General features: G+C 46.9%; 21 protein-coding genes. 17 read left to right on the forward strand and 4 right to left on the reverse strand.

The window, feature by feature from the left end:
* Nucleotides 1-43: 43 nt before the first annotated feature.
* The 3 genes from ACHA99_RS18550 to ACHA99_RS18560 all read right to left on the reverse strand — a co-directional run bounded on the left by ACHA99_RS18550 (nt 44) and on the right by ACHA99_RS18560 (nt 5,257).
* On the reverse strand, nt 44-1,045 hold the full coding sequence (locus ACHA99_RS18550; protein ID WP_393944329.1) for a peptidoglycan binding protein CsiV: 1,002 nt from the start codon (nt 1,043-1,045) through the stop codon (nt 44-46).
* Nucleotides 1,045-4,530 carry a transcription-repair coupling factor gene (gene mfd / locus ACHA99_RS18555; protein ID WP_393944331.1) on the reverse strand — a complete coding sequence of 1,162 codons (3,486 nt, stop codon included), beginning with the start codon at nt 4,528-4,530 and terminating at the stop codon, nt 1,045-1,047. Before mfd ends, ACHA99_RS18550 begins: the two co-directional genes overlap by 1 nt.
* An 85-nt stretch (nt 4,531-4,615) precedes the next feature.
* Nucleotides 4,616-5,257 (reverse strand): hypothetical protein, encoded by a 642-nt coding sequence (locus ACHA99_RS18560; protein ID WP_212601065.1) that lies wholly within the window; start codon nt 5,255-5,257, stop codon nt 4,616-4,618.
* A gap of 94 nt (nt 5,258-5,351) precedes the next feature.
* Here ACHA99_RS18560 and ACHA99_RS18565 point away from each other — a divergent pair, with 94 nt between their 5' ends.
* The 3 genes from ACHA99_RS18565 (at nt 5,352) to lolE (ending at nt 8,661) form a co-directional block, all read left to right on the forward strand.
* The gene (locus ACHA99_RS18565) at nt 5,352-6,584 is read left to right on the forward strand and encodes a lipoprotein-releasing ABC transporter permease subunit (RefSeq protein ID WP_393944334.1); all 1,233 of its coding nucleotides are present in this window, start codon (nt 5,352-5,354) and stop codon (nt 6,582-6,584) included.
* 134 nt (nt 6,585-6,718) lie between these two features.
* Entirely contained in the window at nt 6,719-7,414 is a 696-nt protein-coding gene (gene lolD / locus ACHA99_RS18570) for a lipoprotein-releasing ABC transporter ATP-binding protein LolD (RefSeq protein WP_393944336.1), read from the forward strand.
* On the forward strand, nt 7,411-8,661 hold the full coding sequence (gene lolE, locus ACHA99_RS18575) for a lipoprotein-releasing ABC transporter permease subunit LolE (RefSeq protein ID WP_287480319.1): 1,251 nt from the start codon (nt 7,411-7,413) through the stop codon (nt 8,659-8,661). Before lolD ends, lolE begins: the two co-directional genes overlap by 4 nt.
* Before the next feature lie 193 nt (nt 8,662-8,854).
* On the opposite strand, the gene suhB is transcribed toward lolE, so the two are convergent.
* On the reverse strand, nt 8,855-9,658 hold the full coding sequence (gene suhB, locus ACHA99_RS18580; RefSeq protein WP_028759815.1) for an inositol-1-monophosphatase: 804 nt from the start codon (nt 9,656-9,658) through the stop codon (nt 8,855-8,857).
* 153 nt (nt 9,659-9,811) lie between these two features.
* Between suhB and trmJ the strand changes: the two genes are divergently transcribed.
* From trmJ to ACHA99_RS18650, 14 genes are all read left to right on the forward strand, one after another.
* Nucleotides 9,812-10,540, forward strand: coding sequence for a tRNA (cytosine(32)/uridine(32)-2'-O)-methyltransferase TrmJ (gene trmJ / locus ACHA99_RS18585; protein ID WP_028759816.1), 729 nt, complete (start codon nt 9,812-9,814; stop codon nt 10,538-10,540).
* A gap of 40 nt (nt 10,541-10,580) precedes the next feature.
* Nucleotides 10,581-11,402, forward strand: a complete 822-nt coding sequence (cysE, locus tag ACHA99_RS18590; RefSeq protein WP_028759817.1) for a serine O-acetyltransferase — start codon at nt 10,581-10,583, stop codon at nt 11,400-11,402.
* A gap of 365 nt (nt 11,403-11,767) precedes the next feature.
* Nucleotides 11,768-12,229: a Fe-S cluster assembly transcriptional regulator IscR gene (gene iscR, locus ACHA99_RS18595; protein ID WP_006081858.1), complete on the forward strand. Its 462-nt coding sequence runs from the start codon at nt 11,768-11,770 to the stop codon at nt 12,227-12,229.
* Between the two features lie 80 nt (nt 12,230-12,309).
* Nucleotides 12,310-13,524, forward strand: a complete 1,215-nt coding sequence (locus ACHA99_RS18600) for an IscS subfamily cysteine desulfurase (protein WP_113940595.1) — start codon at nt 12,310-12,312, stop codon at nt 13,522-13,524.
* A 37-nt stretch (nt 13,525-13,561) separates the two neighbouring features.
* Nucleotides 13,562-13,945, forward strand: coding sequence for a Fe-S cluster assembly scaffold IscU (gene iscU / locus ACHA99_RS18605; RefSeq protein WP_006081856.1), 384 nt, complete (start codon nt 13,562-13,564; stop codon nt 13,943-13,945).
* 14 nt (nt 13,946-13,959) lie between these two features.
* Nucleotides 13,960-14,283: an iron-sulfur cluster assembly protein IscA gene (gene iscA, locus ACHA99_RS18610; RefSeq protein WP_006081855.1), complete on the forward strand. Its 324-nt coding sequence runs from the start codon at nt 13,960-13,962 to the stop codon at nt 14,281-14,283.
* A gap of 16 nt (nt 14,284-14,299) precedes the next feature.
* Nucleotides 14,300-14,824 carry a co-chaperone HscB gene (hscB, locus tag ACHA99_RS18615; RefSeq protein ID WP_113940596.1) on the forward strand — a complete coding sequence of 175 codons (525 nt, stop codon included), beginning with the start codon at nt 14,300-14,302 and terminating at the stop codon, nt 14,822-14,824.
* Nucleotides 14,825-14,891: 67 nt separating this feature from the next.
* Complete coding sequence (hscA, locus tag ACHA99_RS18620) at nt 14,892-16,754, forward strand: Fe-S protein assembly chaperone HscA (RefSeq protein WP_393944341.1); 1,863 nt, start codon at nt 14,892-14,894, stop codon at nt 16,752-16,754.
* An 8-nt stretch (nt 16,755-16,762) separates the two neighbouring features.
* Nucleotides 16,763-17,101: an ISC system 2Fe-2S type ferredoxin gene (gene fdx / locus ACHA99_RS18625; RefSeq protein ID WP_006081852.1), complete on the forward strand. Its 339-nt coding sequence runs from the start codon at nt 16,763-16,765 to the stop codon at nt 17,099-17,101.
* A gap of 157 nt (nt 17,102-17,258) precedes the next feature.
* Nucleotides 17,259-18,164, forward strand: a complete 906-nt coding sequence (gene rimK, locus ACHA99_RS18630; protein ID WP_006081851.1) for a 30S ribosomal protein S6--L-glutamate ligase — start codon at nt 17,259-17,261, stop codon at nt 18,162-18,164.
* Nucleotides 18,165-18,277: 113 nt separating this feature from the next.
* On the forward strand, nt 18,278-18,475 hold the full coding sequence (gene iscX, locus ACHA99_RS18635) for a Fe-S cluster assembly protein IscX (RefSeq protein ID WP_028759821.1): 198 nt from the start codon (nt 18,278-18,280) through the stop codon (nt 18,473-18,475).
* Nucleotides 18,476-18,692: 217 nt separating this feature from the next.
* Entirely contained in the window at nt 18,693-18,860 is a 168-nt protein-coding gene (locus ACHA99_RS18640; protein ID WP_006081849.1) for a hypothetical protein, read from the forward strand.
* Nucleotides 18,861-19,057: 197 nt separating this feature from the next.
* A complete protein-coding gene (gene ndk, locus ACHA99_RS18645; protein WP_011789197.1) occupies nt 19,058-19,489 on the forward strand; it encodes a nucleoside-diphosphate kinase in 432 nt (143 codons plus the stop codon).
* Nucleotides 19,490-19,851: 362 nt separating this feature from the next.
* Nucleotides 19,852-20,295, forward strand: a complete 444-nt coding sequence (locus tag ACHA99_RS18650) for an Hsp20 family protein (protein ID WP_028759822.1) — start codon at nt 19,852-19,854, stop codon at nt 20,293-20,295.
* Nucleotides 20,296-20,375 lie beyond the last annotated feature (80 nt).

Below are 20,375 nucleotides of genomic sequence, written 5' to 3' on the forward strand. Positions count from 1 at the left end.
ACTTAAGAATTGTGCGGGTTAATTGTGCGGGTTGTGCGTTTGTTCAATATTGGCCAACAGTTTGTATTGATTCGGCATTCTGATTATTTTGCATTGCACTGGGTTGCGCCATCTTGCGGATTTGGATCACCATGCCCATTTCGGGATGATCTAAATAATGGATTTCTTCACTCTTCACACGGCGGTTTTGCTCCAAAGGCACAGACATTAAAAATGGTGTCATGACTTTGGGCGCCGTGAGTGTTGCGCTGGTATCGGAAGCATCACTGGGTACGGCTGGCATTAATTTTCTGCCTTCTTTGCGCAAGTGCAATGCGGTTTCAATATACAAATAGTGGCTTAAATAGATATTCAGTGTGCCATCTAATTCCCATACTGGTGATACAGCAGGTGCAAGCATTGGCGTGCCATCGGCATTAGTCATAGGCTCTGCTTGAGCTTGCTTAATGATTTTTCTGCCATCGAAGTGATAAGTACCTGAGAAATCTTTACCCGCAAATAAGCGTATGGGTACTGAGCCACTCTTACCACGCATAGGTTGTTGCCAAGCCATGTGCAGTAAACTGCGCGTACCACGTTCGCGGGAAATACTATTGATAATACTCGCGAACTGACTTTGGCTGCGGGTTAACAATACTGGGTTGCCATTGGCTGTAGGATAACTGATCTGTGCGCTGCTGATTTCTGATGGGATCACCGGCGGGTAACGATATTCCACACTCGCAGGCGCGGCAGACATAGGTTCTGACGTCGAGGTACCGTTTAAGGTTTCAGCGCAGTGGCTATTTGCATCGGCATCAAATACCAGTGTGCAGGGCGCAGATGCGCTGGGTATCGGCGTGATTGCTTGCGCGATAGCGGGGGAGATTAAGTCTATTGCGTTATCGGTTTTCGTCTTGTTCGGCGCATCAGGCCATTGTTCACTTGACTGACTTTGGCGTTCAAACACATAGACTTCAACCTCGAACCAAGCTTCTGCTTGGACGACCTGACTGTGTGATAGTGCAATGAGTGTAGCGATAGAGACCGCGAGTTTACGTAACACTATTTATCTCCAAGACGATGTTGCGATAATTGTTCTAGCAAGAGTTTCACTAAAGCGAGCCTGTCTTTACTGGTTTCGGCTGCAAGGCTGAACTTTAACTTATTCGGTCCTTCCATTCGATAGATTTGTGGCTGGCTTTGGAGTAATCCAATAATAAACACAGGATCTATGACATGATCATCACTAAATTCGATGCTGCCACCTTTACTGTGCACTTCTATTTTAGTCGCACCTAAGCGAGTCGCCTCATGTTTATAGAGGGTCATTTCCATTAAGTTACGCGTCGGTTCAGGTAATAAGCCAAAACGGTCGATCAATTCGACTTTTAACTCATCCAGCGCCGCCTGTGTTTCGCAACCTGCGATGCGTTTATAGAGCGACAGACGAATATTTACGTCGCTCACATAGGCTTCAGGCAGTAGGGCGGGGATACGCAGTTCAATTTCGCATTGCTGATTGAGCATTTGCGCCAGTGACGGTTCTTTGCCTTGTTTTAAGGCTTTTACTGCCGCTTCGAGCATTTCCATGTATAAGCTAAAACCAATTTTCGAAATATGGCCACTCTGTTCATCGCCCAAGAGTTCACCTGCGCCGCGGATCTCTAAATCTTGGGTCGCCAGCATAAAGCCCGCACCGAGATCTTCAAGGGCATCAATGGCTTCTAAACGTTTGCGCGCATCTGGGGTCATACGTTTGGGATGCGGCGTCATCAAATAAGCGTAGGCCTGATGGTGCGAACGCCCGACGCGGCCACGCAATTGGTGTAACTGCGCCAGACCAAAGGTGTCGGCGCGCTCAATAATAATGGTGTTGGCACTCGGAACGTCGATACCGGTTTCGATAATAGTGGTACAGACTAACACGTTGAATCTTTGATGGTAAAAGTCTGACATTACCCGTTCTAGATCGCGCTCACGCATTTGACCGTGTGCAACGACGACTCGCGCTTCAGGCAATAAATCGATAATGCCTTGGGCACATTTCTCAATACTTTCAACATTATTGTGCAGGTAATACACTTGGCCGCCACGGAGAATTTCCCGCAAAATGGCTTCGCGCACAGTCGCGGGATCTGATTCCCGTACAAAGGTTTTCACTGCTAAACGTTTGGCGGGCGGGGTGGCGATAATCGACAAATCGCGCATGCCCGACATGGCCATGTTTAAGGTGCGCGGAATAGGCGTTGCGGTCAGGGTTAAGATATCCACGTTGGCGCGCAGCGCCTTGATTTTCTCTTTTTGACGCACACCGAATCTGTGTTCTTCGTCGATAATCAACAGGCCTAAGTTTTCAAACTTGGCCTCAGATTGCAGTAACTTGTGGGTACCGATAACAATATCGACTTTGCCTTCTTCCAATTGCTGCAGCACTTGAGTCTGCTCTTTGGCGGTACGAAAGCGTGACATCACTTCAGTGACCACGGGCCAGTCGGCAAATCTGTCTTTGAAGTTTTCATAGTGTTGCTGGGCAAGCAATGTGGTCGGAACTAGCACGACTACTTGTTTACCAGCGTTGACGGCCACAAAGGCGGCGCGCATGGCGACTTCGGTTTTACCAAAGCCCACATCGCCACAGACTAATCTGTCCATTGCGGTCGGCGATTGCATATCGGCTAACACGGCGATGATGGCACTTTCTTGATCAACGGTTTCTTCGAAGGGGAAGCCGCGGGCGAATTGAGCGTATTCTTCTTCGTCAATTGCGCAGCTTTCGCCGGGACGCGCTTGGCGACGGGCATAGACATCGAGCAGCTCGGCTGCGACGTCGCGGATTTTTTCAATCGCCTTTTTCTTGGCTTTAGCCCACGTCTCGTTGCCGAGTTTATTTAAGTGGGCGTCTTCATCGGCGCCAACACTGTAACGGCTGATGAGATGCAATGAAGACACTGGCACATACAGTTTGTCACCGCCAGCGTATTCTAATTGCAAGTATTCTGCGACCAGTCCACCCGTATCTAGGGTGACTAAGCCCCTATAAAGTGCAACGCCGTGTTCTAAATGCACTATGGGCTGGCCAACTTTGAGTTCGGCCAAGTTTTTAATCAGGGCATCATTACTGATCTGACGCTGTTTTTCACGGCGACGTTGCTGGGAAATACGATGGCCGAAGAGTTCAGTCTCACAAATGATACTGATACTTTCTTTGGCGCTGATTTGCAGTAAACAACCGCGTGACAGCGGCGACACGATAAGGCCTAACTTGGCATCACTTTGAATAAATTCATCAAAATGGTTAAACAGTGCAGGTTTTAACTGAATTTTAGCGAGCAATTCAAGCAGCGCTTCGCGGCGACCCTCGGACTCGGCGCTAAACAACATGCGTTTGGCGCTGCTGGCATAATCTTGCAGCGCTAGCAGCGGTTGCTTTAATTTATGATTGGCGCTGATGTCGGGCAGGGTACTGGCGGCAATAACAACCGCTTTCGTTGTTTCAGTGCCATCTGTTGGCACTTGCATTTGATAACGTGGCAGCGGTTTAAAGGCGGCAAATAACTCTTCTATGAGTAAATACAGCTCTTTAGGCGCCAGTAATGGCCGCAGCGGATCGACGCGTCTGTCTTGATAGCGATGCTCGACTTCTTGCAGATGGGCGCGCGCCGACTTTTCGATATCGCCTAAGGTGACGAGTTGAGTGTCCTTGGGCAAGTAATCGAATAGGGTGGCGGTGTCATCAAAAAACAGCGGTAGATAGTTTTCGATCCCCGCCGGCATCAAGTTACGGCTCACTAGCTGATAAACCGATTCCGGCTCTTTGACTATGACCTCAAAACGGCGGCGGTATCTTTGCCTAAAACCTTCGATGGCCGAACTGTCGGTTGGGAATTCCTTCGCGGGCAATAGGCGAATCGAGTCGACAGGTTGCAATGAGCGTTGGGTTTCTGGATCAAAATGGCGAATGGTTTCCACTTCTTCATCGAATAGCTCGATGCGCAGTGGCATATTCATCCCCGTTGGGAAGATATCCAGAATCGATCCGCGAATGGCAAACTCGCCATGTTCATACACTTGCTCCACCGAATGGTAGCCAGTGTCGGTTAAATGCTGGCGTACATCGTGTAACTTGTAGCTATCCCCCTTTTTGAGCACAAACACGTTGGCGCTTAAATAGGCCTTAGGTGGCAGGCGTATCATCAAGGTGGTGACGGGCACGATAACGATATTTTGCTCAATCTGAGACAGCTGTGATAGCGTTTCGAGCCGCTGGGAAATTAAATCATGATGGGGCGAAAAACTGTCGTAGGGCAAGGTTTCGCGGTCAGGGAATAATCTGACCTTAATGCCTGTTTTACTGAGCAAATAACTCAGCTCTAACTCTAAGCTTAAGGCACTTGGCGTGTCACTGGTGACGACTAAGGTCGTTCCCTTATGTTGACGCGCTAAATTGGCGAGTGTAACGGCTTGGCAAACGCCGCCCACGGTGGACAGAGTCTGAATTTGAGTGCCATTTTTGACGGCTGGCGGCGTTAGGGCTGATATGTGAGTCATTGGCGTGCGATAAACTGATTCATTCACAAAGAGTTGCAGACATTGTAGAGACTTGATGGCGTAGGTGCCAGAGAAAAGTCAGCGGCTATTGACGCTCGTCTCTGGCGAGTTTGCGTAACTTGAGTTGTTTCTGTTGCACATTGAGGCTGGCTTTGACTAATTGCTCCACGTCAGATTCAAGAATTTGACTGAATTCAAAGTCGGTTTGCCATTGTAGATGTTCAGGTTGAGTATGTTGTTCTGTTCTGTCATTACGACTCATATCGCCTTCGGCTTGTGCTATTTTTTGTGCTTGAGTGGCGATGACTTTGCCAAAACAGAGAATGGCAACTAATTCGTCGTGAATAAACAGAGTTATTTTATAGTGGGAGCCAATGTCTAAGGCTGTTGGGGTGAGTAATCTCAGGCCACTGCCACCAAATTGGTTACCAAAGCATTTTTCGCCCTCTTGGGTTTCTTTTTCTAATACATGTTGCAGCACTAGATCTACTTTGCGGGATTGCAGCTTTAAAAAATCCACGACAACTTTTGCCTCGTTATCTAAATGGCGCAGCTGTAGCAAGCAGTTAGCTTCGAGAGTTTTGACTTCGCTGAGCAGTTGAATGCCTAATGATTGCATTGATCTCAGTGCCATTTCTGAGGGTAATGGCTGGGAACTCGGCCATTGGCTTAGGTAGGCGGTAAAGTGGTGAGGCACACTAAAATACGGATTGGTGTCAGTGAACAAGGCTTGCCTCTTTATTTATAGGACCAATACCCCTATTATCGTGCCCATCTTCATGATTTAGCAAGTTCAGCACATAGGACGCAACCCTCTTTCAATGAATCCAGGATTCCCTTTCTATATTGGTTACCGTTATTGGCGGGCCAAAAAAGCGAACGCGTTCGCGTCGTTCATTACCTTATTTGCCGTTTCGGGCATTTTTTTAGGCGTTGCAGCCTTGATCGTTGTCAGCTCAGTGATGAATGGCCTTGAAGGCCAACTTAAGCAACGTATCTTAGGTGCAGTGCCACAATTAACCCTTTATAGCGAAGCGCCGTTAGTCGATTGGACAAAGCAGGCGAGTGCGCTAAAAGCCTTACCGGGTGTGTTAGGCGTTACACCGAGCGTGTCGACGCAGGCCATGGTGCAATCTGCGTCGAATATTCGCGCTGTGCAGGTTTATGGGGTGTTTCCCGAATTAGCACAAAAGTTATCCTCCGTTGCGCAGCACACTTACTCAGGTGCATTTGAACAGTTGACGAGTGGCGACTTCAAGGTGATTTTAGGATCTGAGCTCGCACGGCAACTCAAAGTCGCTCCTGGTGATACGGTACGATTATTGAGTGGCGATGGTGTGGTGTACTCCCCATTAGGCCCAGTGCCGAGTCAACGTAAGTTCTTGGTATCTGGCATTTTTGAAATGGGCTCTCAGGTTGATGCCGGCGTTGCATATATCCATTATCAAGATGCAAAGCGTCTAATGCGTCAACCGAGTGAGGCTATTGATCAGCTTAGACTCTATTTATCCGATCCCTTTAGCGCGCCCGCTTTAGCGTCTAAAGTGCAGGATATTCTCGCTAAACAAGATATTAAGGTAACAACCAGCGATTGGCGTGATACCTATGGTCACTTGTTTGGTGCGGTAAAAATGGAAAAGAACATGATGTCACTGATGCTGAGCCTGATTGTGGCCGTGGCCGCATTCAATATCGTCTCGGCGCTGGTGATGATGGTGGTCGATAAAACCACGGATGTGGCAGTGCTAAAAACCCAAGGCGTAACCACGCCCGCAGTGATGGGCATTTTTGTGGTGCAGGGTTCGCTCAATGCTGTACTTGGTTTAGTGCTTGGGCTCGCGGTAGGTATACTTATCACTTTGAATCTGAATGGCATTATGACGACCTTAGGCATTTCGATTTTAGGTGCGGGACAGAGTTTGCCAGTAAAACTGGAGTTGATGCAGTTGTCAGTGATCGTGATAGGCACACTATTGGTCACCTTGTTGGCGACCTTATATCCCGCGCTGCGTGCGGCCAGAGTGCAACCCGCAACTGCGCTGAGATACGAGTAAACCCGTGAGCTTTTACGAATAGTCGTCACCCATGGGTATTCATCCGTGAGTGATGCTTGCCAAGATGAAAATAATTTAATGCATTGATTTAATGAAATAAATTGATGCCAAAGCATGTTTAAGAGAGAACTTCAATGCAAGACGTGTTACTGCAAGTGCAGAGTGTCAGTAAGAGTTACCATGATGGCGCCGTGACCACGCAAGTGTTGTCTAATGTCGATTTGCAGGTGTTTAAGGGCGAGCAGTTGGCGATTGTCGGCAGCTCAGGCTCAGGAAAGAGCACACTGCTGCATATTATGGGGACTTTGGATGAGCCAACCGCGGGCAAAGTCTTGTTGCTAGGCGAAGATTTATACCAAGTGTCTAGTGCGCGTCAAGCGCAGATCCGCAATCAAGATCTCGGCTTTATCTATCAATTCCATCATTTATTGCCTGAATTCACTGCCCTAGAAAACGTCGCTATGCCGGCATTTATTCAAGGTGAAGATCGTAAACAAGCGCTCGCCGATGCCAAAGTCTTATTGGAGCGGGTAGGGCTAGGCCATCGCATGACCCACATTCCCGCCGAGCTATCGGGCGGCGAACGTCAGCGTGTCGCTATCGCAAGGGCGTTGATTAATAAACCTAAGTTAGTGCTGGCCGATGAACCTACGGGTAATTTAGATGCTAACAGTGGCGATGCGGTTTATGAGTTGATCCGCGAGCTTGCCGATCAGTTAGGTACGGCGTTTGTGGTGGTGACCCATGATCATAAATTGGCTGCCCGTATGGACCGCCAACTGATGATGAAAAACGGTTACTTGCAATTAGCGGCGGAAACCCAAGTATGAAAGGACCGTTAGCCCTATCCATTGGTTGGCGTTTTTATCGCGCCCGCCAATCCAACAGTTTTATTAGTTTTATTTCCTTTGCATCGACTGCCGGTATCGCTTTAGGTGTGGCGGTATTGATCATAGTTCTGTCTGCAATGAATGGTTTTGAGCGCGAGCTAGAGCAAAGATTACTGGGTGTAGTGCCGCAGGCGGACATTGTCGGGGTGGACGAACCTATCGTCAATTGGCAGAGTGTTGCGCAAGGTGCGCTACAAATTGAAGGTATTCGTGGTGCAGCCCCCTTTATTCGCATGCAAGGTTTAGTGCAGAAGCCTGGTGGTTTTCAAGGCTTAGCCGTGGTGGGTATTGATCCGAAAGAAGAAACGAAGGTGTCAACTTTGTCACAGTTTATGAGTGATGCAAGCTGGCAGAGTCTGAGCCAAGATGAGAATCATATCGTCCTTGGCGAGAGTTTATTGACTAAGTTGGGGCTTGAGGTGGGTGATACGCTGGCCTTATATGTGCAGGATATCGATCCCGACGCGGCAGGCAGTTTACGTGCGGCGAAGAGCCATCGTTTTGTGGTGTCAGGCACCTATCATCTGGGCGGCGAGCTTGAACTGACAACCGCTTATATTCCATTGCAATACGCGGCGCAGATCTTGAACATGAATAGTGGTGTAACGGGTGTGCGTATTAGCGTCGATAAAGTGTTTGATGCACCAGTAAAAGTACGCGAACTCGGTTATGCGCAAAAGCAGTCTGTGTATATCAGTGACTGGACCCGTACCCAAGGGCATTTATATCAAGATATTCAGTTAGTTCGCACTGTGATGTATTTAGTTCTAGTACTCGTGATTGGTGTTGCCTGCTTTAACATTGTCTCCACCTTAGTCATGGCGGTGCGGGATAAAGCGTCCGAAATTGCGATTTTGATGACCATGGGCCTGAGTCGTTTGGCTGTGATGGGGATTTTCATGGTGCAGGGCGCGTTAAACGGTCTGCTTGGCTGTGGTCTTGGTGGCATTATCGGCGTGAGCGTGGCACTGAATTTAAGTGCGATTGCGAGCTCAGTTGAGCAGTTACTCGGTATTCAACTGCTCTCGGCCGATGTTTACTTTGTCGATTTTTTACCGTCTGAATTGCATGTTTCGGATGCGGTACTGGTGATTGTGATGGCGTTTGTGATGAGTTTAATCGCGACTTTATATCCCGCTTGGAAGGCGAGCCAAATTGCACCAGCACAAGCGTTAGCGGGTAGATAACTGGATAAGTGGTTGTTCGTCCTGTTAGCCGATTTGGGCTGAAATCAGTGCAGATGTTTTCAGGACACTCCTTGATGATTTAGGAATGAATGGCACATAAACAAAAAGGCCAGTGGGCGCTCTTAAAGAGATTACCACTGGCCTTTTTTGTATCTGTTTTATGCGTTTATTTAAAGCTAAGCGTTAATCTCGATTAACGTTTTAAGCCTTCGTTCAATAATGGACGCATGATCTTCACTAATTCTGTGGTCACCTTAGGTGAGCCAGCAACGATGTTGCCCGAAACCAAATAGTTATGGTTGCCAGTAAAATCAGTCACAGTACCGCCCGCTTCGCGGCAAATCAGATCGCCAGCAGCGATATCCCATGGCTTTAAGCCGATTTCGAAGAAACCGTCCAAACGACCCGCGGCAACATAGGCTAAATCTAATGCGGCAGAACCTGCGCGACGTAAATCAGCACATTGGCCGAAGACTTCGCCGAAAATAGCCATGTAAGTTTCAGTGTGTTGACGCGCCTTGAATGGGAAGCCAGTACCAATCATGGTAGGCGCTAATTCATTCACGTTGGTAACACGCAGACGGAAATCATTGAGTTTGGCGCCTTTACCACGTACAGCGGTAAAGAGTTCTTCACGGACAGGATCGTAAACAACGGCAACTTCAGTCTTGCCTTTGTATTGCAGAGCGATAGAAACCGCGAAGTGGGGAATGCCTCTAACAAAGTTGTTAGTGCCATCCAGAGGGTCGACTATCCAAACATAGTCTTTATTCTCACCGCGGTTTTCGCCTTTCTCTTCACCCACGATAGTGTGATCAGGGTAAGATTTACGAATTTGGTAAGTAATTGTCGCTTCTGCTTCCTTGTCTACACTGGTAACAAAATCGTTGATACCTTTTGAACTGACTTCGATACGGTCAAGTTCAGTATAGGCGCGCATAATAGTTTGGCCGGCCGCGCGGGCAGCGCGTACAGCAATCGTCAGCATCGGATGCATTGCAATCCCCTGGATGTTAAAGAACGTTAAAATAGCGGGCGGTATTATACTCGATTTGATAGTTATATCAAATACCGATTTTCATATAAGCATTCGGCAATGGCTGTGATAATATTCGTCCCCAACGTTTTATGAATTAAATTAAGTTGTTTCATGCTAAGTAATATTCGAGTGGTTTTAGTGGGGACTTCGCACCCCGGCAATATTGGTTCTACTGCCAGAGCGATGAAGACTATGGGTCTGTCTACTCTGTATCTTGCAGAGCCCCGGGTTGAGCCCGACGGTCATTCCATAGCATTAGCCGCGGGTGCATCGGATATTCTGAAACATCTTGTGAAAGTGGATTCACTTGCTGAAGCGATTGCCGATTGCAGTCTAGTGATTGCAACTAGCGCACGCAGTCGCACTTTAGATTGGCCCATGTTAGAGCCAAGACAAGCTGGGGTGAAATTAGCGACCGAGGCACTTAAAGGCCCTGTTGCGATTGTGTTTGGCCGTGAAAACCATGGTTTAAGCAATGAAGAGCTGCAACAGTGCACTTATCATGTGGCTATCCCTGCAAATCCAGAGTACAGCTCGCTTAATCTGGCGCAAGCCGTACAAATCATTTGTTATGAAACCCGCGTTGCCCATCTCGCGCAAAAAGACGTTGCCGAAGAAGAGCTGACTGAGTATCCCTTGGCTGCCGATCAGGAACGTTTTTTCGCACACCTTGAAACAACACTGTTATCCACTGGATTTATCATCAAGAACCATCCTGGACAAGTGATGATGAAACTTCGCCGCTTGTTTAGTCGTGCACGGATTGAGAGTCAGGAAATGAATATCCTCAGGGGCATTTTGACGTCAATTGAGAAAGTGGCGGGTTCTAAAGAAAAATAGCCAAACCTTAATAATTAACACTAATCGCGAAGGATAAACAATGGGCGTGATAGCTAGGCTAAAAGAAGATATTGAATCTATATATCACCGTGATCCTGCGGCGCGTAGCGCGTTTGAGATCTTGGTTAACTATCCAGGCATGCATGCCATTTGGTTGCATCGGATAAGCCATAAGCTATGGAAGCGCGATTGGCGCTTAACGGCACGTTGTTTATCGACGTTTTCCCGTTGGTTGACAGGGGTTGAAATCCATCCTGGGGCAACCATAGGTCATCGATTTTTTATCGACCACGGTATGGGCGTTGTGATTGGTGAAACGGCTGAGATTGGTGATGATTGCACCCTTTATCACGGTGTCACGCTTGGTGGAACCACCTGGCAGGCGGGGAAACGTCACCCTACGTTAGCCAATAACGTGGTGGTGGGCGCAGGGGCAAAAATCCTCGGTCCTATTACCATGCACGATGGTGCGCGTGTGGGTTCGAATTCTGTTGTGGTGAAAGATGTGCCCAAAGATACCACGGTTGTGGGGATTCCTGGGCGCGTGGTGGCTACACCGTCACCGCAATCGAAAGAGAAAACTGAACGCCGCAGCGCGATGGCAAAAAAATATGGCTTCGATGCGTACGCGGTATCACCGGATAATCCCGATCCGGTGGCCAATGCAATAGGGCAGATGCTCGATCACATGCATTTGATGGACTCGAAAGTTCAAGAGTTGTGTCAAGCCATTCAAGGGCTGGGTGGCAATGTCTGCACTGAAAAACTGCCAGAGCTTGATATGGGCGAGTTTAATGATGCAGAAAAAGCGGCAGCGGAAAAACGCCATAGTGCATTAGATGAGTTTGATCCGAGTATCTAAGTTTCAAGAAATGGTTCAACTTAGCGGTCTAACTTGCTTAAGGGCTGACCCTTACAAGGGTCTCGTTTAGCGTTTTACTTTAGCTTATCCTGTTGTAAAGGCGCATATTGCGATCAAACCAGAGTTTGATCGCGCCATAGTACCGAGATCACTTTTATCCTGCGTTTATATCGTGCTAGATGTCGATTAATTGGCGCTTTAGCATTGAATCTTAGGCTAGAAAAAGGTTAAATACCCCACCAAGATGAAAGGGTATTGGTTATGTGCACACTCATATACTTGAGTGTTTTAGTAGGTTTTAATACTTGACTGAATTACTCGGGTATGTTGAAATAATGCATACCTGTTCGGGAGCTATGGTAGTTATGAAACTTACATCAAAAGGTCGTTATGCAGTAACCGCTATGCTAGATGTGGCAATCCACTCAGCATCGGGACCAGTTCCCTTAGCGGATATCTCTGAAAGACAAGGGATTTCGCTTTCCTATCTGGAACAACTCTTCGCTAAGCTAAGAAAACACGGTTTAGTTGCCAGTGTACGTGGACCGGGCGGTGGTTATCGCTTAGGTCTAGAAGCTAATGATATTTCAGTCGGCATGGTTGTCCATGCTGTAGACGAGTCTGTCGATGCGACTCGTTGCCAAGGACTTGGCAACTGTCAGAGTGGAACTCGCTGCTTAACCCATTCACTTTGGGGCGATTTAAGCAAACAAATTTCCGATTTTTTAGATGGTATCAGTCTTGCCGGCTTGATGCAGAAGCGAGATGTGCAATTTATCTCACTTAAGCAAGACACTATGCAAAAGGAACAAAGAGTCAGTTTATAGCGGCACTTTGTTATATATAAAAATAATTTTTGTACGTTGTATGTAGCCTCTACCAGAGACTGCTCAGTACGGAGTGTGTTATGAAGCTTCCTATCTATTTAGATTATGCCGCCACCACGCCTGTTGATCCTAGAGTCGCGGAAAAGATGTTCCAATGCATGACAATGGACGGCATCTTTGGTAATCCGGCCTCACGTTCACACCGCTACGGCTGGCAAGCCGAAGAAGCGGTGGATATTGCTCGCAACCAAGTTGCCGAGTTAATTAACGCCGATCACCGCGAAATTGTGTTTACCTCTGGCGCGACGGAATCGAACAACTTAGCGATAAAAGGTGTTGCTCATTTCTATCACAAGAAAGGCAAGCACATCATCACCAGTAAGACTGAACATAAAGCGGTTCTCGATACTTGTCGCCAATTAGAGCGTGAAGGTTTCGAAGTGACTTACTTAGAGCCTGCTGCAAACGGCATCATTCCAATGGAACGTTTAGAAGCGGCAATGCGTGACGACACTATCCTTGTCAGCATCATGCACGTGAACAACGAAATCGGTGTTATCCACGATATCGATGCAATCGGTGAGCTATGCCGTTCAAAGGGCATTATTTTCCACATGGATGCGGCGCAAAGTGCAGGCAAAGTGCCTATCGATGTGCAAGCCACTAAAGTGGATTTGATCTCGATTTCTGGTCACAAAATGTATGGTCCTAAAGGTATCGGCGCCTTATATGTTCGCCGTAAGCCTCGCATTCGCTTAGAAGCGCAAATGCACGGTGGTGGTCATGAGCGTGGTATGCGCAGCGGTACGTTACCAACGCATCAAATCGTAGGTTTAGGTGAAGCTGCTGCAATCGCAAAAGCGGAAATGGCCTCTGATGATGCTCGTATCGGTGCATTACGTGACAAATTATGGAATGGCATCAAGCACATTGAAGAAACCTATATCAATGGTGATGCGATTGAGCGTGTTAGCGGTAGCCTCAACGTCAGCTTCAACTATGTTGAAGGTGAGTCGTTAATGATGGCACTGAAAGATTTAGCGGTTTCATCGGGTTCGGCTTGTACCTCAGCCAGCCTAGAGCCTAGTTACGTATTACGTGCACTTGGCTTAAATGATGAAATGGCACATAGCTCGATTCGTTTCTCAATCGGCCGTTTCACAACCGAAGAAGAAATCGATCACGCTATCGAAGTAATTACTCAATCTATTGATAAATTAAGAGAAATGTCTCCTTTGTGGGAAATGTTTAAAGATGGGATCGACCTGAACCAAGTTCAGTGGGCACATCATTAATTCTGACCTTTACAATAGATAATTTTGGAGCAGTACCATGGCTTACAGTGAAAAAGTGATAGATCATTATGAGAATCCACGTAACGTTGGTTCTTTTGATAAAAACGATCCTTCGGTCGTGACCGGTATGGTAGGCGCGCCTGCTTGCGGTGACGTGATGAAACTTCAGTTGAAAATTGGTGCTGATGGCATCATTCAAGATGCTAAGTTCAAAACCTACGGTTGTGGTAGCGCGATTGCGTCTAGCTCACTGGTAACTGAGTGGGTTAAAGGCAAGACTATCGAACAAGCTGCGGCGATCAAAAACACGGATATCGCTGAAGAATTGGCATTGCCACCAGTGAAGATCCACTGTTCAATTTTGGCTGAAGATGCCATTAAAGCTGCTATCGACGAGTACAAATCGAAACAAGCTAAGTAACATCTGGAGTTAAGATGGCGATTACAATGACCCCAGCGGCAGCCGATCGTGTCAGATCTTTCTTAGTCAACCGAGGCAAAGGTGTAGGCCTGCGTCTCGGCTTAAGAACATCAGGCTGTTCTGGTATGGCTTATGTACTTGAGTTCGTTGATTCTTTAAATGATGACGATGAAGTATTTGATATCGAAGATGTGAAAATCATCATAGATGCCAAGAGCCTTATCTATCTTCAAGGGATCGAGCTGGATTTTGTTAAAGAAGGGCTGAATGAAGGCTTCCAATTTAATAATCCTAACGCAAAAGGTGAGTGTGGTTGTGGTGAAAGTTTCACTGTTTAACCGCTAAAGTTGACGCATGAATTATTTCGAGCTGTTTAAATTTTCCCCTGCCTTCGATATTGATACCGCCTTACTTGCAGAACGCTATCGCGAACTGCAACGGGCGGTTCATCCCGATAAATTTGCCAATGATACTGATCAGCAAAAATTGCTGTCGGTGCAGCGCACGGCGCAAGTCAATGATGGTTTTCAAACCTTAAAAGATCCCATTCGCCGCGCTGAGCATATGTTGTCGCTGCGTGGAATTGAATTAAGCCATGAAACCACGACAGTGAAAGATACTGGCTTCTTGATGCAGCAAATGGAATGGCGCGAGGCGTTAGAAGATATACGCGATAGTGCCGATCCTCAAGCGAGTATTGACGAGCTATATCAATCTTTTGCGCAGTACCGCGCGCAACTCACTCAGCAATTGACTCAACTGTTAACCAGTGAGCAGGCTGAAGACGCATTGTTAGCGGCGGATCAAGTTCGCAAACTCAAATTTATGGCAAAATTACACGACGAGTTGACCAGAGTCGAAGACGCTCTGTTAGATTGATTTTCCGTGTTTATGTTACTTTGCTGACTCAAGTACGCTTGAGTTGGCATTACTAAGTTGGATATATATGGCCCTTTTGCAGATAGCTGAGCCCGGTCAAAGTGCCGCGCCGCACCAACATAGACTTGCCGTTGGCATAGATTTAGGTACGACCAATTCTTTGGTGGCGGCCGTTCGAAGTGGAGAGACGGCAACCCTGCCGGACGAACTTGGACAGCATTCATTACCTTCTATCGTGCGTTATACCCAAGATTCAGTCGAAGTCGGCGCGCTTGCTGCGTTGAGTTCGGCGCAGGATCCGCAAAACACGATCGTTTCGGTTAAGCGTTTTATGGGCCGCAGCCTAGCGGATATTAAAGCTTGCGAGCAATCATTACCCTACGAGTTTGCCGAAAGCGAAAACGGTTTACCTTTATTTGTGACTCCCCAAGGCCAAGTGAATCCCGTGCAAGTGTCTGCGGAGATTTTACGTCCGCTGATCGCCCGCGCTGAAAAAACCTTAGGCGGCGAACTGCAAGGCGTGGTGATCACTGTGCCTGCGTATTTCGACGATGCCCAGCGCCAAGGCACAAAAGATGCCGCAGCTTTGCTGGGTGTTAAAGTGCTACGTTTGTTGAATGAACCGACTGCTGCTGCGATTGCCTATGGTTTAGATTCTAAGCAAGAGGGCGTGATTGCCATCTATGATTTAGGCGGCGGTACTTTCGATATTTCTATTTTGCGCTTGAATCGCGGTGTATTCGAAGTGTTAGCCACTGGTGGTGATTCAGCGCTTGGCGGCGATGATTTCGATCATTTACTGCAAGCACATATGCAACAAGTGTGGCAGCTTAGTGACATCGACTCACAATTAAGTCGTCAGTTGTTGATTGAATCGCGTCGAGTCAAAGAAACCTTAACGGATGCAGCAGAAACTGAAGCAAAAGTGATCCTTGCCGATGGTACTGAACTGACGCAAATCGTTACTAAAGCTGAATTTGATGCCATGATTGCGGCATTGGTGAAAAAGACGATTGCCAGCTGTCGCCGTACCCTGCGTGATGCGGGCGTGACGACGGATGAAGTGCTTGAAACTGTGATGGTTGGCGGTTCAACGCGCGTGCCATTAGTGCGTGAACAGGTCGAAGCGTTCTTCGGTAAACCACCGCTGACATCTATCGATCCCGATCGTGTTGTCGCCATTGGCGCGGCCATTCAAGCCGACATTTTAGTGGGTAACAAACCCGAATCGGATTTGTTATTGCTCGATGTGATCCCTTTGTCATTAGGCATAGAGACCATGGGCGGCTTAGTGGAAAAAGTGGTTTCGCGTAATACCACGATTCCGGTTGCACGGGCGCAGGAATTTACCACCTTTAAAGATGGTCAAACGGCCATGGCATTCCATGTGGTGCAAGGTGAGCGAGAGCTCGTTGCCGATTGCCGCTCACTGGCGCGTTTTACCTTAAAAGGTATTCCGCCGTTAGCCGCAGGCGCTGCGCACATTCGTGTGACCTTCCAAGTGGATGCCGATGGTTTACTCAGTGTGACCGCGATGGAGAAATCCACCGGCGTACAGTCTAGTATTCAAGTTAAGCCGTCTTTTGGTTTATCGGATACTGAAATTGCCACTATGCTGAAAGATTCGATGAAGTATGCCAAAGACGATATCGGTCGTCGTATGCTGGCCGAGCAGCAAGTGGAGGCGGCGAGGGTACTCGAGTCTTTACATGCCGCGTTAGCGAAAGATGGCGATTTGCTGAATGCCGATGAGCGTGCTCAGATCGATGCTACTATGGCCAATGTGGCGCAAGTTGCCGCGGGCGATGATGCCGATGCGATTAAGCTCGCGATTGAAAAACTGGATGAGCAAACCCAAGATTTTGCTGCCAGACGTATGGACAATTCTATTCGAGTGGCATTCAAAGGCCAGTCGATCGACAACATATAGGTGATGTAATGCCCCAATTAGTCTTTCTTCCCCATGCCGAGTTGTGCCCTGATGGCGCTGTGCTTGAGGCGAATGTTGGTGAGACCATTCTCGATGTTGCGCTGCGTAATGGCATCAATATCGAGCATGCCTGTGAAAAGTCCTGTGCTTGCACGACGTGTCACTGTATCGTGCGTGAAGGCTTTAATGATCTTGAGCCAAGTGATGAGCTAGAAGATGATATGTTAGACAAAGCTTGGGGACTTGAGCCCGAAAGCCGTCTATCTTGTCAGGCTAAAGTGGTCGACACTGACATGGTGATTGAGATCCCTAAATACACGGTTAACATGGTTAGCGAAGGCAATTAATATTGCTTCGATAATGATTAAAACCAGTCCACGTGACTGGTTTTTTGCTTTTGGCGTTGAGCATTTGTGCAACTAATCTTGTCTATGCCTCTAGTTGTTTGATTTATCCTTGCGCAGGCGTATTATGCGCTCAAAATTAATGGTTGCCGGAGACCAAATGAGAATAGCGATTTTATCGCAAGGGCCAGAGTTATATTCAACGAAGCGACTCGTTGAAGCGGCTCAATTACGTGGTCATGAAGTACACGTAATCAATCCCCTTGAATGTTATATGAATATCAACATGCGGCAATCGAGTATCCACATTGGCGGGCGAGAGTTACCTGCATTTGATGCCGTGATCCCCCGTATTGGGGCGTCGATTACCTTTTATGGTTCGGCGGTGTTGCGCCAATTTGAGATGATGGGCGTCTATGCCTTAAATGATTCCGTTGGGATTTCCCGCTCACGGGACAAATTGCGTTCTATGCAGCTGATGTCACGCCGCGGTATTGGTTTGCCTATTACAGGATTTGCCAATAAACCGAGCGATATTCCTGACTTAATTGATATGGTGGGTGGCGCGCCTCTGGTGATTAAATTACTCGAAGGCACCCAAGGCATTGGCGTGGTATTAGCCGAGACCCGCAAAGCGGCTGAGAGCGTGATTGAAGCCTTTATGGGCCTTAAAGCCAACATCATGGTGCAGGAATATATCAAAGAAGCCAACGGCGCAGACATTCGCTGTTTCGTGCTCGGTGATAAAGTGATTGCCGCCATGAAACGTCAAGCTATGCCCGGTGAGTTCCGCTCTAATTTGCACCGTGGTGGCACGGCGAGTTTAGTCAAACTAACTCCTGAAGAGCGCTCTGTGGCTATTCGTGCGGCGAAGACGATGGGATTGAATGTGGCAGGGGTTGATTTGTTACGCTCAAACCATGGTCCAGTGATCATGGAAGTGAACTCTTCACCAGGGCTTGAGGGGATTGAAGGCGCCACCACGAAAGATGTGGCGGGTGCTATTATTGATTTTGTTGAAAAAAATGCGATTAAAGTAAAAAAGGTGACGCAAGCACAGGGTTAACACCCTTGGTGTCGAGTATTGACTACGGAATATCAACACTTGATTCACCTCCTTATGGGTAACGGCGTTAAGCACTAGCTTACCCATTCAAGCGAACCGAATAGGGGAAAACGATGACATTAACTTGGATAGATTCGTTAGATATTGCGTTGGAATTACTTGAAGCACACCCAGAGGTGAATCCTACTCAGCTGCATTTCACCCAACTGTATGAGTGGGTGTTAGCTTTGAATGATTTTGCAGATGATCCTAAGCATTGCAATGAAAAAATACTGGAAGCAATTCAGCAGTGTTGGATTGATGAAAAGTAGTGAGCACAGTTGTGGTACGGCTTTTTATGTGAGGCATCTTGTCCTTCAGAAGATTAACTAAGGTGATTTATCTCACGTATTTGCAGTGGCGCAGAGAATATTTGGCGAGAGTTTGATCACAGTCAAGTTCATTTTCAGTGGATATCGTAATTTGTTGTATATTGGTTAAGGCATTTATATGGCTTAACTTTATTATCGCAACTGCAAGGATGTTCACATGAAACTTTTGCTTGTATTGTTATGTATGCTTGTCCCTTCAATGGCTTGGGCTCATCCAGGTCATGGCGGTGTCGGTTTATTCCATCACTTGTTAGATCTTGCACCTGCAGTCATTTTAGTCGCTTTGATTGCATGGGCTGGTATTTGGGCAAAAAATAGAAAATAATCCCATTTTTTAATGAGTTAATGAACCCTGCTAAGGATTTATCCTCCTAGCGGGGTATTTTGTGTGATCAAGCTGATTACGAATAAAGCGAATGTGCGCAATATCTCAGACTAATTTGCTATAAAGATAGGATTTAGCTTTTAAATTTCGTATAATCCGCGCGAATTTTTTAAACTTGCTGACAAAGGAAGCTAGTTATGGCGATCGAACGCACATTTTCTATTATCAAGCCAGATGCTGTTGCAAAAAACCACATCGGTGCTATCTACAATCGTTTTGAAACTGCTGGTCTTAAGATCGTTGCAGCTAAAATGTTACACCTGACCAAAGAACAAGCTGAAGGTTTCTATGCTGAGCATAGCGAGCGTGGTTTCTTCGGTGCTCTGGTTGCATTTATGACTTCTGGTCCAATCATGGTCCAAGTATTAGAAGGCGAAAACGCTGTTTTAGCTCACCGTGAAATTTTAGGTGCAACTAATCCTGCTCAAGCAGCTCCTGGTACTATCCGTGCTGATTTCGCAGAAAGCATTGACGAAAACGCGGCTCACGGTTCAGATGCTGTTGAATCTGCTGCTCGTGAAATTGCTTACTTCTTCAGCGCTGAAGAATTGTGTCCACGCACTCGTTAATTCGATGCTAAGACTGAAAAGGAGCCTATGCTCCTTTTTTATTGGCTGCAATTTAGTGAATATAGATTTCCATATTGCAATGACGCTAATCCCTTTATACAAATCATACGTCAATTCAAAGTGTTAAAACTTAATAAAATTTTGTTTTTATTAGTCTTTTTAAATTTTGCACATTTTTTTTAATTTTCTTGCTTGAAATTTTCTCTCCCGTCCTTATATCTATTTCAGGATCGCTCGATGAGGATCCTAGTGTGAATTCTGTGCCGTAAGGACAGAAGATTTAACTCGGCAGACTCTGCAAGCGTTTTCATCGTGAAAACCGTCCGCCAATTCTCCATATTGCTTAAGACAAGGATATGAATATGCGTAATTATGATCTAGCTCCCCTGTACCGTAGTGCCATTGGTTTTGACCGTTTAGCTCAGTTGGCAGAACATGCCGCCGCTAATAATGGCAATACTGGCTATCCCCCATATAACATTGAATTATTAGGCGAAAATCGCTATCGCATTACTATGGCCGTGGCCGGATTCTCAATGAATGAACTTGAGATCAGCAGTGAAGGTGAGAAATTACTGGTGAAAGGCAATAAAGCTGAAAGCCAAACCGAGCGTAAATACTTGTACCAAGGCATAGCGGAACGCGGTTTTGAGCGTACTTTCCAACTGGCAGACTATGTCACTGTGCTCGGCGCAAGTTTAGAAAATGGCTTACTCAATATTGATTTAGTGCGTGAAATCCCTGAAGCGTTGAAACCACGTAAAATCGAGATCACTTCATCGCGCTTGCTAGACAGCCAGTCATAATTGACACTGTGGTAACCACCTAAAAACAAGGGGAGCATAATGCTCCCCTTGATGTTTTTGTGTTCACGCAAAAAATGTCC

This window comes from Shewanella sp. S23-S33 (assembly GCF_043359565.1).
Lineage (GTDB): Bacteria > Pseudomonadota > Gammaproteobacteria > Enterobacterales > Shewanellaceae > Shewanella > Shewanella oncorhynchi.

Excerpts from the sequence above, each read along its gene's own strand:
- mfd (WP_393944331.1), bottom strand. The coding sequence starts at position 4,530 with ATGACTCACATATCAGCCCTAACGCCGCCAGCCGTCAAAAATGGCACT.
- ACHA99_RS18565 (WP_393944334.1), top strand. The coding sequence starts at position 5,352 with ATGAATCCAGGATTCCCTTTCTATATTGGTTACCGTTATTGGCGGGCC.
- lolD (WP_393944336.1), top strand. The coding sequence starts at position 6,719 with ATGCAAGACGTGTTACTGCAAGTGCAGAGTGTCAGTAAGAGTTACCAT.
- lolE (WP_287480319.1), top strand. The coding sequence starts at position 7,411 with ATGAAAGGACCGTTAGCCCTATCCATTGGTTGGCGTTTTTATCGCGCC.
- suhB (WP_028759815.1), bottom strand. The coding sequence starts at position 9,658 with ATGCATCCGATGCTGACGATTGCTGTACGCGCTGCCCGCGCGGCCGGC.
- trmJ (WP_028759816.1), top strand. The coding sequence starts at position 9,812 with ATGCTAAGTAATATTCGAGTGGTTTTAGTGGGGACTTCGCACCCCGGC.
- cysE (WP_028759817.1), top strand. The coding sequence starts at position 10,581 with ATGGGCGTGATAGCTAGGCTAAAAGAAGATATTGAATCTATATATCAC.
- iscR (WP_006081858.1), top strand. The coding sequence starts at position 11,768 with ATGAAACTTACATCAAAAGGTCGTTATGCAGTAACCGCTATGCTAGAT.
- ACHA99_RS18600 (WP_113940595.1), top strand. The coding sequence starts at position 12,310 with ATGAAGCTTCCTATCTATTTAGATTATGCCGCCACCACGCCTGTTGAT.
- iscU (WP_006081856.1), top strand. The coding sequence starts at position 13,562 with ATGGCTTACAGTGAAAAAGTGATAGATCATTATGAGAATCCACGTAAC.
- iscA (WP_006081855.1), top strand. The coding sequence starts at position 13,960 with ATGGCGATTACAATGACCCCAGCGGCAGCCGATCGTGTCAGATCTTTC.
- hscB (WP_113940596.1), top strand. The coding sequence starts at position 14,300 with ATGAATTATTTCGAGCTGTTTAAATTTTCCCCTGCCTTCGATATTGAT.
- hscA (WP_393944341.1), top strand. The coding sequence starts at position 14,892 with ATGGCCCTTTTGCAGATAGCTGAGCCCGGTCAAAGTGCCGCGCCGCAC.
- fdx (WP_006081852.1), top strand. The coding sequence starts at position 16,763 with ATGCCCCAATTAGTCTTTCTTCCCCATGCCGAGTTGTGCCCTGATGGC.
- rimK (WP_006081851.1), top strand. The coding sequence starts at position 17,259 with ATGAGAATAGCGATTTTATCGCAAGGGCCAGAGTTATATTCAACGAAG.
- iscX (WP_028759821.1), top strand. The coding sequence starts at position 18,278 with ATGACATTAACTTGGATAGATTCGTTAGATATTGCGTTGGAATTACTT.
- ACHA99_RS18640 (WP_006081849.1), top strand. The coding sequence starts at position 18,693 with ATGAAACTTTTGCTTGTATTGTTATGTATGCTTGTCCCTTCAATGGCT.
- ndk (WP_011789197.1), top strand. The coding sequence starts at position 19,058 with ATGGCGATCGAACGCACATTTTCTATTATCAAGCCAGATGCTGTTGCA.
- ACHA99_RS18650 (WP_028759822.1), top strand. The coding sequence starts at position 19,852 with ATGCGTAATTATGATCTAGCTCCCCTGTACCGTAGTGCCATTGGTTTT.